A 21,366-nucleotide genomic window follows, 5' to 3' on the forward strand; every position below is an offset into this window, starting at 1 on the left:
CTGGCAGGATCACGCATGAGCGACCCCCGGTACCCGGCCGATCTCGACGGCCGTGAAGGCGAGGATCCGGAATCTCCTCTGGAGGAGCCGGCATTGCATGAACCGGCGGAAGAAGAACGGGTCGAGGACGGTGTGGTCCCCCCGGAAGAAGCCCCCGACCCGGTCGAGGCGGGAACGCCCGAGGACGAGGTTCCGGTGCGTCCGCGCACCCTGCGCGATGCGCGCCCCGCGGAGCTGGACGCCATCCAGCTCTACCTGCGCGACATCGAGTTCCGCCCCCTGCTGACGCCGGACGAGGAACGGCATTACGCGCGCCTGGCACGCCAGGGAGACGAGGCCGGCCGGCGGCGCATGATCGAATGCAACCTGCGTCTGGTGGTGAAGATCGCCCGGCGCTATCTCAATCGCGGTCTGCCGCTGCTGGACCTGATCGAGGAGGGCAACCTCGGGCTGATGCATGCGGTGGAGAAATTCGATCCCGAGCGCGGTTTCCGCTTTTCCACCTATGCCACCTGGTGGATCCGTCAGACCATCGAACGCGCCCTGATGAACCAGGGGCGCACCATCCGCATCCCGGTGCATGTGTCCAAGGAACTGCGTACCCATACGCGGGTGGCGCGCGAACTGGCCCAGGAGCTGGGGCGCGACCCCAGTGAAGAGGAACTGGCCGCGCGCCTGGAAAAGCCGGTGGCCGAGATCCAGAAACTGCGGGCGATGTCCGAACCCTCGACCTCCATGGACCTGCCGCCGGGGCCGGATGGTGATCGCTCATTGACCGACATCCTCGCCGACGTGAATGCGGTGGAACCCTCGTCCATCCTCGAGGATCAGGACATCCAGGATCTGGTGGAGGAATGGCTGGGTCAGCTCGACGAGAAGCAGCGCGAGGTACTGGTGCGCCGTTTCGGTCTGCACGGCTTCGAGCGCTCCACGCTGGAGAAGGTCGGCGCGGAGATCGGGGTCACGCGCGAACGCGTGCGCCAGATCCAGATGGATGCGCTCAAGCGACTGCGGAGGCTGCTGGAATCGCGCGGGATGAAGGGTGACGAGGTGCTTCCCGGATCCTGAGTGCTGCCGGGCTCGCGAGCCCGGTTGGGCATCGACTCAGTCGCCGGCGGAGGCTTCTGCCGGTTCCACGATCAATGCTGCGGCCACGTCGCGCCCTTCGGCCATGATCAGGTTGTAGGTGCGGCAGGCCGCCGCGGTGTCCATGATCTCCACCCCCAGCTCGCGCCGCTGCAGTTCGCGGCGCAGCTCGCGCGGCGGAAAGCGGCTGACCTCGCCGGTGCCGATCAGCAGGACCTCCGGGGGGTCTTCCAGGACCGGGCCCAGTGCCGCCAGGTCCAGTTCGCCGGCCGCGCGCACCGGCCAGTCCGCATGCAGCGAGCGCGGCCGCACGATCAGGCTGGCGTGATAGGCGACATCATTGATCCCGATCGCACCCGGGGCATGTCCGGTGATGCGATAGGTGACGCCGTCGGAGGTGAGTTCGGAAAACAGCATGACGCAGACGCTACCCCGCGACGGCGCCGGGCTCAAGAGCTCGCAGCCGCTGCAGGGATCAGCGGCGCGGCCGGATGGGATCGCCGGGGTGGGCGCCGGGGAGGCCCATGCGCATGCGGCAGCGCGGCGGCGGATTGGTCACGAAGTACTCCGGCCCGGCCAGATCGCCCATGCAGCCAATGCGATCGGGCTGGAAGGCGCGCCGCGCCAGCGCGTGCAGGGCGTCGTCCAGCGGCCCTTCCTCGCGCACCCGTTCGCTGCTGATCGGTTGCCATTCACCGTTTTCGCGTTCGGCGATGGCGAAGCCGAAGGGGAAGTAGCCGGGACCGCCCAGGCGGATGTCCGTGGCGACCAGGCGCGGCGGACGGTCCTCGTCGTACTGCGCGTGAAAGCGCAGGAACGGGCCGCTGAACTCGCGCAGGCGCCGGCCGTCTTCGAGTTCCATGGCGGCTTCTTCGAGTCCGTGCGGGTCGCGGCGGAAGGTCTCGAAATCGGGACGGATCGGCTGGTCGAAGATCCCGACCCAGGCCTCGTGGAAGTGGTTGCCGTCGAGCACCGTGACCCGCCACACGAGCATGTTGAACGGGGTGGGCTGGACCAGCCGGGGCTGGTCCTCCAGTCCGGCCTGGGCCAGCGCGGGCTGGATGTGACGGTCCAGCCACGCCTGCAGGGCCAGGCCGCTGCCGGCGTAGGCGGTGGAAAGCACCAGCCCGGCCACCAGCGCCCGCGGCGCGAAGCGCCAGAAGGCCGCGACGATCACCCCGATCAGCAGCGGCAGGGTGTACAGCGGGTCGATCACGAAGATCGAGGCCGTCCCCACCGGGTCGACTGGCAGCGGCCAGAGGATCTGGGTGCCGTAGGTGGTCAGGGCATCGTTGAGGACATGGGTGACCAGGACCAGCGCAAAGAACCACCACCAGCGGGCAAAGCCGATGTCGCGGGTCGCCGGGATCCGCGAGGCCAGCCCGGCGGCCGCCAGCGAGAACAGCAACAGCACCGGGATCGAATGGCTGAACCCGCGGTGCAGGGTGAAATCGGAGACCGCATCACCGTAAGCTATGAGGATGTCGAGATCCGGAATCAGGGCGACCAGCGCGCCGAGTACCAGGGCCTTGCGGCCCAGCCGTGAACCGAGGACGAGGCCGCCGACGGCGGCACCGAGACTGGCGTGGGTGACGGGATCCATGGGGGTCTGCGTTTCCCTGCGATGCGTGGGCGGGTGGTCCTGCGACCGGCCGCGGCGCGGCGAGTTCGGGGCGCAATGATGGCGGGCGGCGACGATCACGCACAAGCCCGCGGCCGGCACGCGGATACGCGGGCCTGGGATTTCTGGATCGACCGCGGTGGCACCTTCACCGACATCGTGGGGCGCGACCCCGAGGGCCGGCTGCATTCGCACAAGCTACTGTCGGAGCACCCCGAGGCCTATGCCGACGCGGCGGTGCAGGGCATCCGCGACCTCCTCGGGCTCGCGCCGGGCGAACCGGTGCCGGCGGCGCGCATACACGAAGTGCGCATGGGCACCACGGTGGCCACCAACGCCCTGCTGGAAGGCAAGGGCGAGCCGGTGGTGCTGGTGATCACCGCGGGCCTGGAGGATGCGCTGCGCATCGGGCATCAGGCGCGCCCGGAGCTGTTCGCGCGCGACATCCGCCTGCCGGTCCCGGTGTACGACCGGGTGGAACCGGTGGACGAGCGCGTGGATGCCGCCGGACGGGTGCTGCGCGCGCCCGATCTGGACGCCCTGCGGTCGCGCCTGCAGGCGGCGCGGGCGGACGGCTATCGCGCGCTGGCGGTGGCCTGCGTGCACGGCTACCGCTTCCCGGCGCACGAGCAGGCGGTGGCCGAGCTGGCGCGCGAGCTGGGCTTCGAGGAGGTGGTCGCCAGCCACGAGGTCAGCGGCCTGATCAAGCTGGTGCCGCGCGGCGAGACCGCGGTGGTGGACGCCTTTCTGTCGCCGGTGCTGCGACGCTACGTACGACAGGTGACCGCCGAGCTGGGGACGGTGCCGCTGCGCTTCATGCAGTCCTCCGGCGGACTGGTGGATGGCGAACGCTTTCGCGGGCGCGATGCGGTGCTGTCCGGTCCCGCCGGTGGCATCGTCGGGGCGCTGCGCACCGCGGGCCCGCTGGGCTTCGAGCGCCTGATTACCTTCGACATGGGCGGGACCTCTACCGACGTGGCGCATCTGGCGGGCGAGCTGGAGCGGCGTCAGGAGAGCGAGGTGGCCGGGGTCCGCCTGCGCGTACCGATGCTGGACATCCACACCGTGGCGGCCGGCGGCGGGTCGATCTGCCGGTTCGACGGCATGCGCCTGCGCGTGGGGCCGGAGTCGGCCGGGGCGCAGCCGGGTCCGGCGGCGTACGGTCAGGGCGGTCCGCTGACGGTCACCGACTGCAATCTGCAGCTGGGACGGTTGCGGCCCGAGTATTTTCCGGCGGTGTTCGGGCCGGATCGCGACCGGCCGCTGGATGCCGGGGCGGTGGCGGAGGGCTTTGCCGCGCTGGCGGCCGAGGTGGGGGCGACCCAGGACGAGCCCCCGTCGCCCGAGGCGCTGGCCGAAGGCCTGCTGGAGATCGCGGTGGAACACATGGCGCGCGCGATCAAGACGATTTCGGTGCAGCGCGGGCACGACGTCGGCGGTTATGCGCTGGTCTGCTTCGGCGGGGCCGGCGGGCAGCATGCCTGCCGGGTCGCCGAGCGTCTGGGCATGCGGCACGTGCTGCTGCATCCGCTGGGCGGGGTGCTGTCGGCCTTCGGCATGGGCCTGGCCGAGCTGCGGGCGCTGCACGAGGCGAGCCTGGAGTGTCCACTGGACGGCGATGGCGTGGCGCGGCTGGAGACGGCGCTGGGCGAGCTGGAGGCCCGGGCCCGGGACGAGCTGGCCGGGCAGGGCGTGGAGCCCGCGCAGTTGCGACTGCATCGGCGGGTGCAGCTGCGGGTGGAGGGCTCGGATTCGACCCTGGAGGTGGAGGCCGGGAGCCCGGAGGCGATGCAGCATGCGTTTGCCGAGGCCTGGCGCCGGCGTTACGGCTTCGCCCCGCCGGACCGGCGGCTGGTGGTGGCGGTGGCCGCGGTGGAGGCCGTGGGGCCGGGGGCGGAACACCCCGCGGAAGCGGCGGGCGCCGCCGCGGATGACGAGGCCGCGGCGGGCGAAGCGGAATGCGCGGAACGGGTGTCGATGTTCACCGCAGGGCAGTGGTGCGAGGTGCCGCTGTACCGCCGCGAGGCCCTGAGCCCCGGCATGCGTCTGGAGGGCCCGGCGATCGTGATCGAGGCCACCGGCACGGTGATCCTGGAGCCGGACTGGCGGGGCCGCATGGCCGCGGACGGCACGCTGGTGCTGGAGCACGACCCCGCCGCGGGGGCGCGTGATCGCAAGCGGAGCGAGGATCCGCAGCGTCGCGACCCGGTGCGGCTGGAGGTCTTCAACAACCGCTTCATGGCGATCGCCGACCAGATGGGCTTCACCCTGCAGAACACCGCCCATTCGGTGAACATCAAGGAACGCCTGGATTTCTCCTGCGCGCTGTTTGACGGGGCCGGCCGGCTGGTGGCGAACGCGCCGCACATGCCGGTGCATCTGGGCTCCATGGGGGCCAGCGTGCGCGCGATCGTGGCGGCCTTCGGCGACGACCTGCGTCCGGGCGATACCTACGTGCTCAACGATCCGTTCAACGGCGGGACCCATCTGCCGGACATCACGGTGATTACGCCGGTGTTCCTGGATGCCGCGGGCGGGGTCACCAGCGATCCGGCGACCCCGGCGGTGCTGCGGTACTTCGTGGCCTCGCGCGGGCATCACGCCGATGTCGGCGGGATCACGCCGGGGTCGATGCCGGCGTTCTCTTCAGCTCCGGAGGAGGAAGGTGTGCGAATCCCGCCCGTGCGGCTGGTGCGCGACGGCGAGTTCGATGGCGAGATCCTCCAGACGCTGCTGATGTCCGGTCCGTGGCCGGCGCGCAATCCGGCGCAGAACCGTGCCGATCTGGAGGCGCAGGTGGCGGCCAATCGGCGCGGTCTGGAGGAACTGGATCGCCTGCTGGCCGAAAGCGGCCCCGCGCTGGCAACTGCCAGCATGCAGCATGTGCAGGAGAACGCGGCCGCGGCCGTGCGGCGGCTGATCCCGGAACTGGAGCCCGGCCACTTTCGCTGTGCCCTGGACAACGGGGCGGAGATCGTGGTGTCGGTGACCCCGGATCGGCCCGGATCGGCGGAGGATGCGCGGCTGGTGATCGATTTCGACGGGACCTCGGCCCAGCGCGCGGACAATTTCAACGCGCCGGTGTCCATCGTGCGTGCGGCGGTGCTGTACGTGCTGCGTTGCCTGCTGGACGACCCGGTGCCACTCAACGACGGCTGCCTGGATCCGGTGGAGCTGCGGGTGCCGGAGGGCTGCATGCTCAATCCGGTGCCGCCGGCCGCGGTGGTGGCCGGGAACGTGGAGACCTCGCAGGCGGTGACCGACGCCCTGTTGGGTGCCCTGGGGGCGCAGGCGGCCGCGCAGGGGACGATGAACAACCTGACTTTCGGCAACGACCGTTACCAGTACTACGAGACCATCGCCGGGGGTGCCGGCGCAGGCCCCGGCCACCACGGCGCCAGTGCGGTGCAGACCCACATGACCAATTCGCGCCTGACCGACCCGGAAGTGCTCGAGAGCCGTTTTCCGGTGCGGGTGGAGCGCTTTGCGCTGCGCACGGGCTCGGGCGGCACGGGGGCCTGGCGGGGCGGCGACGGGGTTATACGCCGTCTGGGTTTCGACGAACCGATGGAACTGACCCTGCTGGCCAATCGCCGCCGCGTGGCGCCGTTCGGCCTGTGCGGCGGTGGCGATGCGGCGGCGGGCGAGGACTGGCTGATCCGCGCGGACGGGCGCCGCGAGCGCCTCCAGGGCTGCGACCGGCGTGCGCTGGAAGCGGGCGATGCGGTGGAGATCCATACACCGGGCGGCGGGGGATACGGGACCCCGCAGACCGACCCGCAGACCGACTAGAGCCGGTCGTTCGGCGGGGCGGCCCGCGCGAGGCGTCAGCCGGTGGCGCCGGCCGATTCCCCCGTGCCCAGCTTCTGCTCCATCAGATGATCGAACAGGGATTCTTCCGGGATGATCTGTGCGCGCCCGGTGCGGAACTCCTGGGCCAGCCCCTGGAGGCTGTGCTGGCGCTTGCTGCGGCCGGCGGCATCGGTGAACAGGAAGCGCCCGGAGTGGGTGCCGCGCCAGACCAGCTTCATGCGCGTGACCCGGGTGCCGGCGGGCGAGGTGAACTGGATCCAGGTGCCCGATTCCAGGCTGTCGGCGGTGTCCACGTGCTCGTCGTCGTGGTCGCGCATCAGTGACGGGTCGTCGTCCGGGAGGCGCGCTGCGGTGGCGAACGGGCTGGCCGCCGAGCGGCCCTCGCTGCGCCGGCTGCGTTCGCGCGAGCGTTCTTCGTTGCCCTTGTCGGAGGCCTGGCCGCGGTGGCTCGTGGTGTCCGTGGCGTCGGTACCGTCCGTTGCGGGGGCTGAGCCAGTCGCCGGTTCCTCTTCTGCCGCCGGTTTCGCCTCTTCGGTATGGCTTGGCTTGCGCCCGGCGGCCATCAGGTGGGCGCTGACCAGGTCCGACTTGATGCGGGCACGTTCCTCCGCCGACAGCGGAGCCCGGTCGAGATAGGCGCGGATACGGGCCAGCAGTGGCGCCGAGGACTTGAAGTCCGGGGCCTCGCGCATCAGCTGCAGCAGTTCCTCCAGCAGAGCCAGACCGGCGGGGGACTCCCGGCCGTCGTCTGCTTCCTGGCTGTCATCGGCGGCGGATGCGGCGGTGTCCGCAGGCTGTTCGCCGGGGGTGGCGGCCGGGGTCTCGTCGTCGGTCCCGTCCGTGGTGCCCGTTTCCGCGGCGCCGGCCGGGACGTCGGACGCCCGAGAGGATCCCGGACCGCCGTCCTGCACAGGGGCCGGCGCGGTGGCGGCGTCCGTACTGCCCGGCGATTCAGGGGCTGTCGCCACGCGGGCGGTCTCCTCCGCGGTGAGCAGCGGGACCCAGGCGTCCATCAGCTGCTGGCGGGCCTGGTCGGGCAGGCCGCGTCCGGCGGTTTCCACGGTCTGGTGGACGGTGGTCTCCATCTGCCAGGAGACCTCGATCCGGGTCTCCTCCTGTTCCGCCTCCCGACGTTCCTCGGCCGCCTCGGTTTCGATCTCGGATTCGACCTGCTCGAGATCCTCGCGCAGGGCCTGCAGCGCGCTGTGGTAGGCGTCGGCACTGTCGAGGCCGGCACCCCGCAGACGCTCGACGTGTTCCGCGACCAGCCGCGCCAGTGGCAGTTCGCGGGCGTCTTTGAGGTCGAGATCGGGGTCCACGCGCAGGGCGATATTGAGCAGCTGACCGGTCATCTGGCGTGCCGGGTGCTGCTTGTCGCGGAAGAAGCTGCTGTCGCGCATGGCGATGCGCACCAGCGGGAGCTGGAGGTCGGCCAGGGGTTCGCGCAGGGCCGGGTTGAGGTCGTCGCGCTTGAGGATCAGGTCGAACAGCCCCTGCAGCAGGTCCATGATGAACGGTTCCAGCGACTCGCGGCTGGGGGCGTTCTGGACCATGGTGGCCACGGCCAGCGTGCCGGGCATGCCCTGCGGCATGGCTCCGCCCTCGGCGGGGACCATGCCGCGCTCCCCGGCCGGCACCACGTAGCCGAACTGGCCCCAGTGGCCGGCGGGGGCGGCCGGTCCCGGCTCGTGCCGGGCCGTCGCGGTGGTCGCCGGGCCGGCGTGCGCTGGCGGCTCTTCTGTCCCGGCCCGGGTGGCTCCGCCGCCGGTGCTCCGCGTGCGCGCCACGGGACCCGTTTCGGGGACAGCCAGCCCCGCTTCGCCAAAGGCACGGAGCAGCGCCTGCATCTCCGGCTGCAGGTCGCGGACCACGTCGCGGTCGAACCAGTGCAGCAGCATCAGACAGTCTTCGGGGGGCAGGGGGACGGCTTCGACGGCCTGAAGGAAGGCATCCCCGAGGGCATGCGGATGCCAGGGGGCCGCCTCCGGGGATGCTGCGAGCCGGTAATCCCGCGTGAGCTGCTCCAGGGCGTCGATCTCTTCCGACATCACCGAGCGCGCCCCGGCGACTACCTTGCGCAGGGCGACTTCGCGTTCGGTGGCCTCCTGGTCCATCACGCTCAGCTCGAGGCCGACATCGTCGGCGCCGGGGTTCGTGCCCGAGGGCGGCTGTGCCGGGGTCAGTCGTTCCGCCAGTCCGCTGCGGAACTGAACGAGCACGGATTGAGCCGCCATGCGAATCTGCCGCGACAGCATCATGTTCTGCTGCGCGCGCTGGGAATCGATCGCCTTCTCGGCCGAGTCCATCAGGCGGTCGTCGAGCTCGTTCATGAAAGCGCGGTTCTTTTCCTCGAGCGCATCCATGAACGGGGTCCAGACGCGCTGCAGCAGCCGGGGCGGGATTCGGTAGGTCTGGGCCATGATCACGTGGAAATTGAGCGTTGGGTCTCACTCTATCACCGCTGTCGGGGGGCGAGGGGTGACCGCGGTCACGTCAAACCCGACGTCTGGCGGGGTTGTGATCGGCGGGTCGCGCGGAACCGGGTCGGCCGCAGTCGGTCCATGGTGTTGCGGACGGCGGGCCTCCGGCCCGGGCACCGGCAGACGGAGGGGACGATGGAACGACTGATTGACTGGGCCGAGCGCGGCTGGTTGCCGGATGCGGCCATCCGTGCCGGGATCCGGCATCTGCTGCGGCGGCGGCTGCGCGAGAGTGGCGGGTCGCCGGAGACCCTGCGTGCACGGCGCGAGGCGCTGGTACGGGCCATGCGGGAGGCGCCCGTCGCTCTGTCCACCGATACGGCCAACGAACAGCATTACGAGCTGCCGACCGAGTATTTCGAGGCGTGCCTGGGGCCGTGGATGAAGTATTCCTCCGGATGGTGGCCGGAAGGCGTGGAGGATCTGGCCGGAGCGGAGGCGGCGATGCTGCAGCTGACCACCGAGCGCGCCGGGCTGGCCGACGGCCAGCGGATCCTGGAACTGGGCTGCGGATGGGGGTCGCTCTCGCTGTGGATGGCGGAACAGTTCCCGCAGTCCACGGTCCTCGCGGTATCCAACTCGACGACTCAACGGGAGGCGATCGAGCGTCGGCGTGACGCCCTGGGTCTGAGCAACCTGGAGGTGGTCACCGCCGACATGAACGATTTCAGTCCTCCGTACGGCGACTTCGACCGGGTGGTTTCCGTCGAGATGTTCGAACACATGCGCAACTGGCCGGAGCTGTTCCGTCGCATCCATGACTGGCTGCGCCCGGGCGGGTGGTTCTTCATGCATGTGTTCGCCCATCGCGACCGCGCCTATTTCTTCGAGACCGACGGTGACGCGGACTGGATGGCCCGGCACTTCTTTCGCGACGGGCTGATGCCGTCCGAGGATCTGGTGCACCACTTCCAGGAGCATCTGCGGGTACGTGACCAGTGGCGGGTGGGCGGCGAACATTACGCGCGCAGCCTGAACGCCTGGCTGGAACGCCAGGATGCCGCTCGCCAGCGGCTGCTGCCGCTGTTCTCGCGGACGCTGGACGCGGCGGAGGCGGCGCGGGTCTTCCAGCGCTGGAGGATGTTCTACATGGCCTGCGCCGAGCTGTTCGCCCGGGACGGCGGGGGTGAGTGGTTCGTCTCGCATACCCTGCTGGAACGCCCGCTGCGGGGGGACGCGGAATGAGCCTTTCGGTCGCTTTCCTTTGGGGGCTGCTGGCGGCGCTGGGTCTGATGATCCTGGTCTGGGGCGCGGCGATGCGTCGCCGCGACGCCAGCCTGGTGGATCGTTTCTGGGGTATCGGCTTCATCGTCGTCGGCGTCCTGTGGTGGGGGATGGCCGGGTTCCCGGCAGCGGGACTGTGGATGCTGGTGCCGGTGGCCCTGTGGGGTCTGCGCCTGTCGGCCTACATCACCTGGCGCAACTGGGGCCATGGCGAGGACACGCGGTACACCGCGATGCGCGGAGAGCTGAGCGATGCGGCCTTCGCGCGCCGCAGCCTGGTCACGATCTTCGGTCTGCAGGGTGCACTGGTGGCGGTGATCGGCCTCCCGGTGCTGGCGGGGGTCAGTGCGCAGTCGATGCAGCCGCTGCTGCTGGCGGCGGGCCTCGCGGTATGGGCCTTCGGTTTCGTCTTCGAGACCGTGGCCGATCTGCAGATGGCCCGCTTCCGCGCCGATCCGCAGCGGCGTGGCGAGGTCATGGACCGGGGGCTGTGGCGCTACAGCCGGCATCCCAACTACTTCGGCGAAATCGTGGTGTGGGTGGGCTACGGCCTGCTGGCACTGGCGGCCGGCGGCTGGTGGGGTATCCCGTCGGCGGTTCTGATGATCGTTCTGATCCTGCGGGTATCCGGGGTGACGCTCCTCGAATCGCACCTGCACGAGACCCGCCCGGGTTATGCCGACTACGTTGCGCGGACCCCGGCGCTGGTCCCGGGGCGCCCGCGCCGGCGGTGAATGGCGCGCAGGCTTGCCGGACCCGGGGCCGGCACGCTATAAATGCGCGATTCCGCCCCGTCCGGGGCGACGCCGACCATCCTCCGAACGTGGAACCGAGCATGAGCGCTTCCCCCAGCTCCGTCCAGGCCATGGAACTCAAGGGCCGCATGCTGCTGGTCTCGGTGCTGCGGGTGCACGACGCCGAGCCGCACAACCTCGGCCACATGCTCGCCGCGCGACGCGACGAGGCGCCCGATCTGATGCGCGACATGCCCATTGTGCTGGATCTGCAGCCGGTGGCGGATGCCGGGGACGCCGCGCTGCGCGCGGTTGTGCAGCAGGTGCGGGCCGCGGGATTTCGCCTGATCGGGCTGCAGGACGGCGAGGCGGCGCAGGCGCTTGAAGCGGCGGATGCCGCCGGACTGCCGCCGCGTCTGGCCATGGGTGGCCGCGGCGGTTCCGGCGAAGTGGCCCTGGGCGAGGGCCGTGCGCGGCGGGAGGCCCCATCCGCGGAGGCCGCGGAGGAAGGCGATTCCGCGGCGTCGGCTTCGGCGGCGCCGGTGGCGGTGCACAGCGCGACACGCGTGGTGGACCAGCCGGTGCGCTCGGGGCAGCAGGTCTACGCACGCGGCGGGGATCTGCTGGTGACGGCTCCGGTCTCCGCCGGTGCGGAGCTGCTGGCGGACGGCCACATCACCGTACTGGGGCCGTTGCGTGGCCGCGCCCTGGCCGGAGTGCGCGGGCTGGTGAGCGCGCGCATCTTCTGTCGCCGCCTGGAGGCCGAGCTGCTGTCGATCGGTGGACACTACCGGATTGCCGAAGACATCACGGAAGCCGAGCGCGGCGACAACCGGCTGGTGACACTGGCGGGCGAAAGCCTCAACATCACGGAGTCCTGAGCGGATTCCGCTTCCCTCGATTCTCAAGGAGACGCAGCCAACATGGCACGTATCGTAGTGGTGACTTCCGGCAAGGGGGGCGTGGGCAAGACCACGACCTCGGCCGCGATCGCGACCGGCCTGGCCCAGCGGGGCCACAGGACCGCAGTGATCGATTTCGATGTCGGTCTGCGCAATCTCGACCTGATCATGGGCTGCGAGCGGCGCGTGGTTTATGACTTCGTCAACGTGATCAACGGTGACGCGAACCTGAAACAGGCGCTGATCCGCGACAAGCGGGTCGAGAATCTGCACATCCTTCCCGCATCGCAGACCCGCGACAAGGAAGCGCTGACCGAGGATGGCGTAGAGCGCGTGCTCGGCGAGATGGCGGAAGAGTTCGATTACATCATCTGCGACAGCCCGGCCGGCATCGAGCGGGGTGCCCTGATGGCTGCCTATCACGCCGACGAGGCGGTGGTGGTCACCAATCCCGAGGTGTCCAGCGTGCGTGACTCGGACCGGATCCTGGGAATCCTCGCCTCCAAGACCCGCAAGGTCGAACAGGGCGGCGATCCCATGCCCGGGCGCCTGCTGCTGACCCGTTATTCCCCCGAGCGGGTGGAGCGCGGCGAGATGCTCAGCATCGAGGACGTGGGGGATATCCTGGCGATCGACCTGCTGGGCGTGATTCCGGAATCCCAGGCGGTGCTGAATGCCTCCAACGCGGGGCAGCCGGTCATCCTCGACGCGGAGTCGGATGCCGGGCAGGCGTACGACGACGCCGTCGGCCGCTTCCTGGGCGAGGAGCGTCCGCTGCGTTTCGTGGACGTGCCGAAGCGGGGCTTCTTCGGCCGTTTGTTCGGAGGCTGAGTCCATGGGCATCTTCGATTATTTCCGTCAGCCACGGCAGAAGAGTGCGAACGTTGCGAAGGAGCGCCTGCAGATCATCGTGGCGCGCGAACGTGCCGCGCGTTCCGGCCCGGACTACCTCCCGGCAATGCAGCAGGAGCTGCTGCAGGTGATCCGCAAATACGTCGAAGTGGACGACGACGCGGTGCAGATGAACGTCGATCGCGAAGGGGACTGCGAGGTGCTCGAGCTCAACATCACTCTGCCCGACCATGAGGAAGGGGCCCGCTGAGGCAACTGCGGGAACGTGGCCGATCCACCGTTTGTCCACCACGGACAACCATCGGAAGGAGACGGCGCCATGATGCAGACCATCCTGATCGTGACCACCAGTCACGACGAGCTCGCCCCGGGGCATGCGACCGGACTCTGGTTTGACGAATTCGCAGACCCCTATCAGCGGTTTCGCGAGGCCGGATACGAGATCAAGGTCGCCAGTCCCCGGGGCGGCCCGGTTCCGCTGGACCCGCGGAGCCTCGAGGCGGCCCACCCCGGGCCCGCGGCGGCGACCGCGCAACAGGCCCTGGATGACACCATCCCGCTGGACGAGTCGGTGCAGCACGAGCAGTACGCAGCGCTGTTCTTCCCCGGCGGGCACGGCACCATGTTCGATCTGCCGGATAATCCGCATGTCCAGCGGCTGGTCGGCGAATTCCTCGAGCACGACAAGGTACTCGGCGCGGTTTGCCATGGCCCGGCCTGTCTGGTGGGCGCCATGCTCCAGGATGGCAGCCCCGCGGTCTCCGGCCGGCGGGTGGCCGCCTTCACGAACAGCGAAGAAAAAGGCGTCGGTCTCGATGCCGCGGTCCCCTTTCTGCTGCAGGATCGCCTGGCGGCTCGCGGTGGCGAGGTGGACGCCGCCGACGACTGGGCGGAACACGTGGTGGTTGATGGCCGCCTGGTGACCGGACAGAACCCGCAGTCGGCGCGGGCGGTCGCCGACGCCATGGTGCGCCTGCTGCGCGGCACCTGACACCTCCCGGGCCCTTCCCGGAGTCGCCCGGCGTCCCGGGCGGCTCCGTTCCTTCCCTTCGTCGCAGTCCAGGCCGGCGTGCTGCGGGTGCCTGCCGGCCGGCGTCCGCGAAACCGTGTCGTCATTGGCATGCACCGTCCGGGGTTTTCGGCTAGAATCGCGGGCGGCTCATCAGCGGGAGCGTGCGGGAAAGGTCGCGTGCCCCCCATCGCCGGGAACCCGTAAACGACGGATCCCGGGAAACCATAGATGAACGTCAATCGGTCGTATCTAGATTATTTATTTGTTATTAGTGGTTAACCTTCCTAACCTAGGCGACCGTCACGATTAACCAACGCGTAGGAGAAAGCCACATGGCCGCCAAGAAGTACTCCGCGGGTGTCAAGGATTACCGCGAAACCTACTGGATGCCGGAATACATGCCGCTGGATACCGACCTGCTGGCATGTTTCAAGATCACCCCGCAGCCGGGCATCGACCGCGAAGAAGCCGCAGCCGCCGTGGCCGCCGAGTCCTCCACCGGGACCTGGACCACGGTGTGGACCGACCTCCTCACCGACATGGACTACTACAAGGGCCGCGCCTACTCCATCGAGGACGTGCCGGGTGACGACGAGTCCTTCTACGCGTTCATCGCCTATCCGATCGACCTGTTCGAAGAAGGTTCGATGGTCAACGTGTTCACCTCCCTGGTGGGCAACGTGTTCGGTTTCAAGGCCATCCGTGCCCTGCGTCTGGAAGACGTGCGCTTCCCGATCGCCTACGTGAAGACCTGCGGTGGCCCGCCCGCCGGCATCCAGGTCGAGCGTGACAAGATGAACAAGTACGGCCGGCCGCTGCTGGGCTGCACCATCAAGCCCAAGCTGGGTCTGTCGGCCAAGAACTATGGCCGTGCCGTGTACGAGTGCCTGCGTGGCGGCCTCGACTTCACCAAGGACGACGAAAACATCAACTCGCAGCCGTTCATGCGCTGGCGTGAGCGTTTCGAGTTCGTCCAGGAAGCGACCGAGAAGGCCGAAGCCGAAACCGGCGAGCGCAAGGGTCACTATCTGAACGTGACCGCGCCGACTCCGGAAGAGATGTACAAGCGTGCCGAGTTCGCCAAGGAGATCGGCGCGCCGATCATCATGCACGACTACATCACCGGCGGTTTCTGCGCCAACACCGGCCTGGCCAACTGGTGCCGCGACAACGGCATGCTGCTGCACATCCACCGTGCGATGCACGCCGTCCTCGACCGTCATCCGAAGCACGGTATCCACTTCCGCGTGCTGGCGAAGATCCTGCGCCTGTCCGGCGGTGATCACCTGCACACCGGTACCGTGGTCGGCAAGCTGGAGGGCGACCGTGCCGCGACCCTCGGCTGGATCGACATGCTGCGCGAATCCTTCGTCCCGGAAGATCGCTCCCGCGGTATCTTCTTTGATCAGGACTGGGGCTCCCTGCCGGGCGTGTTCGCGGTGGCCTCCGGTGGTATCCACGTCTGGCACATGCCGTCGCTGGTCACCATCTTCGGCGACGACTCCGTGCTGCAGTTCGGCGGCGGTACGCTGGGCCATCCGTGGGGCAACGCCCCGGGTGCGACGGCCAACCGCGTGGCGCTGGAAGCCTGCGTCCAGGCCCGTAACGAAGGCCGCGACGTCGAGCGCGAAGGCAAGGAGATCCTCACCCAGGCCGCGCAGCACAGCCCCGAGCTGAAGATTGCGATGGAAACCTGGAAGGAGATCAAGTTCGAGTTCGACACCGTCGACAAGCTCGATTCCCAGCACAAGTGATCGCCCGAGTGCGGACGGCCGCTGGCGGCGCCGTCCGCACCCTGAACGAACCAGACACAGGATGACCGACATGTCCGATATTCAGAACTTCAAGCCGGTGCAGAAGTACGAAACCTTCTCCTACCTGCCGGAGATGAACGCCGACCAGGTGCGCAAGCAGATCGAATACTGCCTCGCGCAGGGCTGGAACCCCTCCGTGGAGTACTCCGAGAAGGAGCACGCCATGTCCCCCTACTGGTACATGTGGAAGCTGCCCTTCTTCGGTGAGCAGTCGGTGGAAGCCGTGCTGCAGGAAATCGAAGAGTGCCGTCGCAGCAATCCCGGCATGATGGTGCGCTTCGTCGCGTACGATAACTACGCCCAGAGCCTGGGCATGGCCTTCGTGGTCGATCGCGGCCGCTGATCCGGCTGCGGCCGGGTCGGCTGTCGCCGGCCCGGCCATTCCATACAGGGTTTTACTGTTGCCGTCGCCAACTGTAAGGAAGTGCCATGAGTAATCCGACATCCGCGTCTGCAGGCCTCTCCGGTCGCGAGCTGGCCCGCGAACGGCGCAAGGCCATGTCCCGCAATGGCAAGGCCGCCGTGAAGGGCTCGAACCAGGGCGTCTCGCGGTCCCAGGTGGTTCGTCAGAACCCCGCGCCCGCGGCGCCTGCGCCCGAGCCGGCTCCCTCGGCCCCGGAATCGGGGCGTGAGTCCGACGCGCCCGCGCAGCCCGAGCCCCGGTTCGCCGAACCGCGGGCGGAGCGGCAGACCGATGGGTCCGACGCGCCGCCTCCGGGCGCCCACCAGGGTGCCTCCAACGGGCGTCAGGCCGCGCTCGAGCGTCGGCAGAAGATGGCACGTCAGGGCAAAAAGGCCCTGGGGCGGGGCAGCACGCGCGGCTCGGGCGGATTTGCCCGGGCCGGCTCCGAACGCTCGCGGCAGCTCGAAGTCCTTGCGCAGAGCCAGGACGTGGACTGCGAGAACATGAGCGGCCGCGAGATCTGCCGCCTGCGCCGTCAGGCGCTGGCGCAGAACGGCAAGAAGGCGATGGCGACCGAACCGCGGCGCGAGGATCGTCTGCGTGGCCGTGAGCGCGACCCGGAACCGCCGCGCCCGACGCGTCCGCCGCGGGAGGCCGCGCGGCAGCCGGAATCGCCGGCGGCCGATGAATCCGCCGAACGTGCGGGAGAGGCGCTGGACCAGGGGCTGGATCGCCTGTGCGAGCAGGTGGAACAGCGTCAGGACGAGAACGATCGCGAGATCAAGCCGATGATCTCCGACGTGCGGGCCATCTGCATGGCGCGCCGGGACGCAATGGCGAGCCAGGGCAAGAAGGCGCTGCGTCGGCGTTATCAGGCCGGCACCAAGCGGCCTTCCGATCTGCCGCGCGAGGGCTCGTGGAAAGCGGCCCAGCGCAAGGGCATGACGACCCGGGAGATCGCGCGTCAGCGGCGCCAGGAACTGTGCAGCATTGGCCGCGGTTCGTCCGAGCCGGGCCGGCCTTGCGGCCGGCCGCGGCACGACGCCCAGCATGATGCGCCGCCGAAAGTCGAGGAAGGGACCACCCTTTCCGGCGGGCACGTGAGCGGCACCCAGGTCGAGAGCACTTATGCCGTGACCGGTGGCGAAGCCGGCAGCTGCTACGACGTGACCGGGACCGAATACCTGGGCGCGGAACATTTCGATCGCTACTGCGGGACCCTCCCGGAGGCCCATTCGCCCAAGGTCGGCCATTCGCATACGAGCCACGGGCAGGAAGTCAGTGGAACCGAGGTGGGGCGGTCCCGCCAGGTCACCGGCGACGAGCGCGGCAGTTGCGAGGCGATCACCGGCACCGAGTATCTCAGTACGGAACAGTACGAGGGCTTCTGCGGCACCCGTCCGGCCCCCGGTACTCTGCGCACCGGCGTGATGCACACCGGTCGCGGCGAGGATGTCTCCGGCACAACGGTCGGTCGCAGTCCGAAGGTAACGGGTGATGAGTCGGGTTCCTGCCGGAGCGTGACCGGAACCGAGTATCTGAATACCCGCGACAGTGAGGTTCCCTGCACGGGAAAGCCTGACGGAGCGCCGGCCCGGGCCGGTGTGATGCACACCCTGCGGGGTCGTGAACTGACCGGCACCGACGTCGGGCGCTCCTCTTCAGTGACGGGTGTTGAACACGGGGACTGCAAGCCCGTGACGGGTACGGAATACCTGGGTAGCGAGGACTTCCAGCGCTGCGGGACGCGGGGCGAACCGGCGGCCTCCCGTGTCAGCGAGATGCACACCGCGCACGGCCGGTCCCTGACCGGTGTGGCCGTGGATCGCAGTCCGCGGGTGACCGGAGACGAGACGGGTTCCTGCGCCTCGCTGACGGGGACGCCTTACTACAACCGGGCCGATTTTGCGGAGCTCTGCGAGCAGCCGGCGGCCGGTGGCGTCCACAAGGTCGGCGTGATGCATACCCTGCATGGCGGCGAGGTGTCGGGAACGCGGGTGGAATCGTCCAGTCGCATCACCGGCGATGAATACGGGGGCTGCAAGCCCATTACCGGGACGGAATACGTGGGATCCGATCATTACGAAACACTGTGCGGCACCACGCCGGAGGCCGGCCCGGACAAGGTCACGATGAGCCGTACCTGGAAGCAGCAGGGTGTCTCGGGCCCGGCGATGGGACCGTCCTCGCGCGTGACCGGCGATGAGTACGGGGCGTGCAAGCCGATCAGCGGCACCTCGTACGTGGGGCCGGACCAGTATCAGCAGTACTGTGCCCCCGAGGAAGCGCGTTCGGCCGGCGTGCGCGTCGCACAGCGGCACTCGACCCCGGGGCACGCCGTTTCCGGCAGTCAGCCGGGTTATGACGACCGGGTGACCGGAACCGAACACGGTGCTTGCCAGGACGTTTCCGGCGCGCCCTATGTCGGTGCCGACGAATTCGCGTCCACCTGCGCCAATGTGGCCGGCGACCTGCATCCCCGCCTGCGTCCGGAAGGATTCGAAGGGAACGCGGTGATGCAGACCACCGCTGCATACCAGGCCGCCCCGGCGGCGGGTGATGCCGAAGTGCCGGCGCGCGGCTTCAGTGTGCCGTCTCCGGCCCGCGAGGCGCGTGAACGGCGCGTGACGGGTACGGCCTACGGTTCGAGCGGATCCATCACGGGTTCGGTGAACAAGGCGGTGGGCCTGGTGTCCGGCACCGAGGAGTTCCGTTACGGAGAGGCGCGTGCCCGGGCAGGCGCACCCATGGCCATGGCCCAGGCTCAGGCCCGGGCGGCGATGGCCGAGGTTGAGGCTGCGGAGCAGGACCGTGCCGGTGCCGAACGCGTGACCGTCAATGGGGCCGGCGGAGACTTCGCGATTACCGGTGATGACTGGCAGCGCGGGGAGTCGGTGACCGGTACCGAAGGCTTTTCTACGCGGCGCAACGTCAGCATGCGCGGGAATCCGCGGGGCGAGGGCAGCAGTGCCTGGAGCAACCGCGAGCTGGAACGCAAGGAAGTGCCTGCGAGCCGGATCACCGGGTCCTCGGGCAGTACGGACGCCGGGTCGCTGGTGACCCTGTCCGGCGGCGCCCGCGGCTGATCCGGGGAGTCGGGAGCTCATGGTCGTTCGCCGCCGCCGCAAACCGACGTCTCTGCGCCCTCGCGGGAATGTGAGCGGGCGTGGCTCGGCGTCGGCGCCGCAGGCTCAACCGGCACCCCTCGTGGGTACGGAGCCGGCGGGCGGGCCCGAGCTAGGCGAGGTCGGGCGTTATGCGCCGGTCGACGACGGCAGCGGTGTGCGGCCGGGGCATCCTCTGGCGGATGTGCGTGGTAACGAACGCCTGCAGGGATTCGAACAGGGGTTTCGCGATCGCTTCGCCGCCCTGATCCCGGTGCTGCGTGAGATCCATGCAAAGCAGCACGAAAAGGACTTCGCCGAACGGGCTCAGTCGGTGGCGGAACGTCGCCTGGGGGTGAGCCTGCCGCGGCAGGTGCTGGAAGATGCCTGGATCAATCATCTGGATACCCGGCGGCTGTACCTCGAAGGAAGTTTCCGGCTGTTTGACCGGATGGTGAACGAGTACTGGGCCGGCCGCGACGATCTGGTGGCCGAAGCGGAGTCGGCGATCGCGTGGTTCCTGGACTGCGATTTCCACGAAGTGGATATCTCGCCGTGCTCTGACGGCCGCCTGCTGGGCCTGCGGCGTTTTATCCTGCGCCTGCCCGACATGGCGGTGCGGGTGAAGAGCTACGCGGGCGCCCTGTTCGATATCGAGGAGGACGTGCGGCACTGGACCAAGCGGGAGCTGTTGCGGTTTCGTGAAGGGCGGCCGACCACTGCGGACGTGCCGAGCCGGTACCTGAAGGTGGCGGCGTACCATTACAGCAGTGCGGACCCTGATCACCAGGGCTGCACCGCTCATGCTTCCTGCGAACGGGAGGCGGCGGACGCCGCGCTGCGGCAACTGCGGGCGTTCCGGCAGGCGGTGGAAAACACCTACTGCTGCGGCGCGTCGGTGGACACCCTGCTGATCGGGGTGGACACGGACACGGATGCCATCAAGGTCCACGTGCCGGATGGCGAGACGCGGATGAGCCTGTACCGCTTTGTGGACAGCGCGGCGCTGTACCGCGAGACGCAGGACATGAACGAACAGGACGCGTCGCTCGCGGTGTATCGCGCGATTCAGGACACGGTGCATCAGCAGGGCTGGGGCACCGGGAACGGGGCGCCGCACGAGGGCATGCTGCGATTCATCTCGCGGCTGTTGATGAACAACCTGTCGCAGCTGGACTACGTCGCCCGCTATCACGGTGGCCATTACGCCGACGTCGGGCATCGCGAACGGATGATCATCGTGGGCCAGGAAGTGGAAGAGATGCAGGTGCGGAACTTCGCCTACATCGCCCATCTGGACACCATGGAAGAGGGTGCCGAGAGCATGGATGTCGGCGTGAACAAGGTGTTCCGCAAACTGAACGTGGAACGTGGTCTGCCAGTGCCGGTGGTGGTGCATTTCCGCTACGACCGCAAGGTGCCCGGTTCGCGCGAGCGGGTGGAGGCGCGCTGCCGGCGGGTACGCGACGAGATCATGAAACGCTATCGGGATCTGTCCGAAAAGGGACTGATCGGCTGCCACATGGTGATTCGGGACAAGCGCAGCGGTTCGCAGCTGGAGCCGCTGGAGGCCTGAGGCCAACGGGAACGACATGAAGATCTGCAAGGTAGAGAAGACGCTGGTATCGACCAATCGCATTCGCGATCTGGGACATCGGCCCCTGCTGGTGGTGCAGGAGAAGGTCGGCGGTCCGCGGACCGTGGCGGTGGACGCCGTGGGCTGCGTGCCGGGGGACTGGGTGATCGTGGTGGGCTCGTCGGCGGCGCGCGAAGCGGCCGGGGACAAGTCCTACCCCAGTGACGCGACGATCGTCGGGATCATCGATCACTGGGAGGAGCAGTAACCCATGGACATCATGCGCGTGGAGGACGAGCTGACCGTGACCCGTCGTGTGGACGGGTTGAAAACGGCGTCCCTGCGCGTGCTGGTGGACGCGAAAGGCGGCCGGGCGGTCGCGGTGGATCCGGTCGGTGCGCACCCGGGGAACTGGGTGTTCACGATCAGCGGATCGGCCGCGCGCCTGGCGCTGGACGACAATTCGATCCTGACCGACCTGACGATCGGGGGGATCATTGATTACTGGGATGACGGCAGTGACGACACGTCGTCGTCGACCAGGGACAAGGCTGGGCAGGACCAGACCGATACCGGGCGCTCGGATGGCGGACGCAGGGCCGCGTGAGCGTCGAATTTTCGAAGTAACCGTAACTCCGGGAGAAAATAGCAATGGCGAGTGAAAACTTTGGTGTGGCCCTGGGCATGATCGAGACCCGCGGTCTGGTTCCGGCGATCGAGGCGGCGGATGCGATGACCAAGGCCT

General features: G+C 68.9%; 18 protein-coding genes. 15 read left to right on the forward strand and 3 right to left on the reverse strand.

What is annotated here, in order from left to right; all coding sequences use genetic code 11:
• The first annotated feature begins 15 nt into the window (after nt 1-15).
• Nucleotides 16-1,068: an RNA polymerase sigma factor RpoS gene (rpoS, locus tag C998_RS0109195; RefSeq protein ID WP_018870574.1), complete on the forward strand. Its 1,053-nt coding sequence runs from the start codon at nt 16-18 to the stop codon at nt 1,066-1,068.
• Between the two features lie 36 nt (nt 1,069-1,104).
• Here the strand turns inward: rpoS and C998_RS0109200 are convergent, their stop codons facing one another.
• Nucleotides 1,105-1,503 carry an Mth938-like domain-containing protein gene (locus tag C998_RS0109200; protein ID WP_018870575.1) on the reverse strand — a complete coding sequence of 133 codons (399 nt, stop codon included), beginning with the start codon at nt 1,501-1,503 and terminating at the stop codon, nt 1,105-1,107.
• A gap of 58 nt (nt 1,504-1,561) precedes the next feature.
• Nucleotides 1,562-2,689, reverse strand: coding sequence for a metal-dependent hydrolase (locus C998_RS0109205; RefSeq protein WP_018870576.1), 1,128 nt, complete (start codon nt 2,687-2,689; stop codon nt 1,562-1,564).
• 75 nt (nt 2,690-2,764) lie between these two features.
• Here C998_RS0109205 and C998_RS0109210 point away from each other — a divergent pair, with 75 nt between their 5' ends.
• A complete protein-coding gene (locus C998_RS0109210; protein ID WP_018870577.1) occupies nt 2,765-6,499 on the forward strand; it encodes a hydantoinase B/oxoprolinase family protein in 3,735 nt (1,244 codons plus the stop codon).
• 35 nt (nt 6,500-6,534) lie between these two features.
• Here C998_RS0109210 and C998_RS0109215 read toward each other — a convergent pair whose 3' ends face one another.
• Nucleotides 6,535-8,940, reverse strand: coding sequence for a DUF1631 family protein (locus tag C998_RS0109215; protein ID WP_018870578.1), 2,406 nt, complete (start codon nt 8,938-8,940; stop codon nt 6,535-6,537).
• Nucleotides 8,941-9,135: 195 nt separating this feature from the next.
• Between C998_RS0109215 and C998_RS0109220 the strand changes: the two genes are divergently transcribed.
• The 13 genes from C998_RS0109220 to C998_RS14065 form a co-directional block, all read left to right on the forward strand.
• Nucleotides 9,136-10,185, forward strand: coding sequence for a cyclopropane-fatty-acyl-phospholipid synthase family protein (locus tag C998_RS0109220; protein WP_018870579.1), 1,050 nt, complete (start codon nt 9,136-9,138; stop codon nt 10,183-10,185).
• Nucleotides 10,182-10,958, forward strand: a complete 777-nt coding sequence (locus tag C998_RS0109225) for a DUF1295 domain-containing protein (protein WP_018870580.1) — start codon at nt 10,182-10,184, stop codon at nt 10,956-10,958. Before C998_RS0109220 ends, C998_RS0109225 begins: the two co-directional genes overlap by 4 nt.
• 101 nt (nt 10,959-11,059) lie before the next feature.
• Entirely contained in the window at nt 11,060-11,839 is a 780-nt protein-coding gene (gene minC, locus C998_RS0109230) for a septum site-determining protein MinC (RefSeq protein ID WP_051076737.1), read from the forward strand.
• Nucleotides 11,840-11,881: 42 nt separating this feature from the next.
• Nucleotides 11,882-12,691 (forward strand): septum site-determining protein MinD, encoded by an 810-nt coding sequence (gene minD / locus C998_RS0109235; RefSeq protein WP_018870582.1) that lies wholly within the window; start codon nt 11,882-11,884, stop codon nt 12,689-12,691.
• A gap of 4 nt (nt 12,692-12,695) precedes the next feature.
• The gene (gene minE / locus C998_RS0109240; protein WP_018870583.1) at nt 12,696-12,962 is read left to right on the forward strand and encodes a cell division topological specificity factor MinE; all 267 of its coding nucleotides are present in this window, start codon (nt 12,696-12,698) and stop codon (nt 12,960-12,962) included.
• Nucleotides 12,963-13,031: 69 nt separating this feature from the next.
• Complete coding sequence (locus C998_RS0109245) at nt 13,032-13,703, forward strand: type 1 glutamine amidotransferase domain-containing protein (RefSeq protein ID WP_018870584.1); 672 nt, start codon at nt 13,032-13,034, stop codon at nt 13,701-13,703.
• A gap of 353 nt (nt 13,704-14,056) precedes the next feature.
• The gene (locus tag C998_RS0109250) at nt 14,057-15,478 is read left to right on the forward strand and encodes a form I ribulose bisphosphate carboxylase large subunit (RefSeq protein ID WP_018870585.1); all 1,422 of its coding nucleotides are present in this window, start codon (nt 14,057-14,059) and stop codon (nt 15,476-15,478) included.
• 70 nt (nt 15,479-15,548) lie between these two features.
• A complete protein-coding gene (locus tag C998_RS0109255) occupies nt 15,549-15,881 on the forward strand; it encodes a ribulose bisphosphate carboxylase small subunit (RefSeq protein WP_019022376.1) in 333 nt (110 codons plus the stop codon).
• An 86-nt stretch (nt 15,882-15,967) separates the two neighbouring features.
• Nucleotides 15,968-19,027, forward strand: coding sequence for a CsoS2 family carboxysome shell protein (locus C998_RS0109260; RefSeq protein WP_018870587.1), 3,060 nt, complete (start codon nt 15,968-15,970; stop codon nt 19,025-19,027).
• Between the two features lie 121 nt (nt 19,028-19,148).
• Complete coding sequence (locus C998_RS0109265) at nt 19,149-20,621, forward strand: carboxysome shell carbonic anhydrase (protein WP_018870588.1); 1,473 nt, start codon at nt 19,149-19,151, stop codon at nt 20,619-20,621.
• A 16-nt stretch (nt 20,622-20,637) separates the two neighbouring features.
• The gene (locus C998_RS0109270) at nt 20,638-20,889 is read left to right on the forward strand and encodes a carboxysome peptide A (protein ID WP_018870589.1); all 252 of its coding nucleotides are present in this window, start codon (nt 20,638-20,640) and stop codon (nt 20,887-20,889) included.
• A 3-nt stretch (nt 20,890-20,892) separates the two neighbouring features.
• Entirely contained in the window at nt 20,893-21,228 is a 336-nt protein-coding gene (locus C998_RS0109275) for a carboxysome peptide B (protein WP_018870590.1), read from the forward strand.
• A gap of 44 nt (nt 21,229-21,272) precedes the next feature.
• The coding region (locus C998_RS14065) for a BMC domain-containing protein (protein WP_038030644.1) at nt 21,273-21,366 on the forward strand (94 nt) is incomplete at its 3' end.

Source organism: Thioalkalivibrio sp. ALgr3 (assembly GCF_000377325.1).
Classification (GTDB): domain Bacteria; phylum Pseudomonadota; class Gammaproteobacteria; order Ectothiorhodospirales; family Ectothiorhodospiraceae; genus Thioalkalivibrio.

Coding starts and splice junctions, on each gene's coding strand:
- C998_RS0109255 (WP_019022376.1), top strand. CDS start 15,549: ATGTCCGATATTCAGAACTTCAAGCCGGTGCAGAAGTACGAAACCTTC.
- C998_RS0109275 (WP_018870590.1), top strand. CDS start 20,893: ATGGACATCATGCGCGTGGAGGACGAGCTGACCGTGACCCGTCGTGTG.
- minE (WP_018870583.1), top strand. CDS start 12,696: ATGGGCATCTTCGATTATTTCCGTCAGCCACGGCAGAAGAGTGCGAAC.
- C998_RS0109225 (WP_018870580.1), top strand. CDS start 10,182: ATGAGCCTTTCGGTCGCTTTCCTTTGGGGGCTGCTGGCGGCGCTGGGT.
- rpoS (WP_018870574.1), top strand. CDS start 16: ATGAGCGACCCCCGGTACCCGGCCGATCTCGACGGCCGTGAAGGCGAG.
- C998_RS0109220 (WP_018870579.1), top strand. CDS start 9,136: ATGGAACGACTGATTGACTGGGCCGAGCGCGGCTGGTTGCCGGATGCG.
- C998_RS0109260 (WP_018870587.1), top strand. CDS start 15,968: ATGAGTAATCCGACATCCGCGTCTGCAGGCCTCTCCGGTCGCGAGCTG.
- C998_RS0109210 (WP_018870577.1), top strand. CDS start 2,765: ATGATGGCGGGCGGCGACGATCACGCACAAGCCCGCGGCCGGCACGCG.
- minC (WP_051076737.1), top strand. CDS start 11,060: ATGAGCGCTTCCCCCAGCTCCGTCCAGGCCATGGAACTCAAGGGCCGC.
- C998_RS0109215 (WP_018870578.1), bottom strand. CDS start 8,940: ATGGCCCAGACCTACCGAATCCCGCCCCGGCTGCTGCAGCGCGTCTGG.
- C998_RS0109245 (WP_018870584.1), top strand. CDS start 13,032: ATGATGCAGACCATCCTGATCGTGACCACCAGTCACGACGAGCTCGCC.
- C998_RS0109250 (WP_018870585.1), top strand. CDS start 14,057: ATGGCCGCCAAGAAGTACTCCGCGGGTGTCAAGGATTACCGCGAAACC.
- C998_RS0109205 (WP_018870576.1), bottom strand. CDS start 2,689: ATGGATCCCGTCACCCACGCCAGTCTCGGTGCCGCCGTCGGCGGCCTC.
- C998_RS0109270 (WP_018870589.1), top strand. CDS start 20,638: ATGAAGATCTGCAAGGTAGAGAAGACGCTGGTATCGACCAATCGCATT.
- minD (WP_018870582.1), top strand. CDS start 11,882: ATGGCACGTATCGTAGTGGTGACTTCCGGCAAGGGGGGCGTGGGCAAG.
- C998_RS0109200 (WP_018870575.1), bottom strand. CDS start 1,503: ATGCTGTTTTCCGAACTCACCTCCGACGGCGTCACCTATCGCATCACC.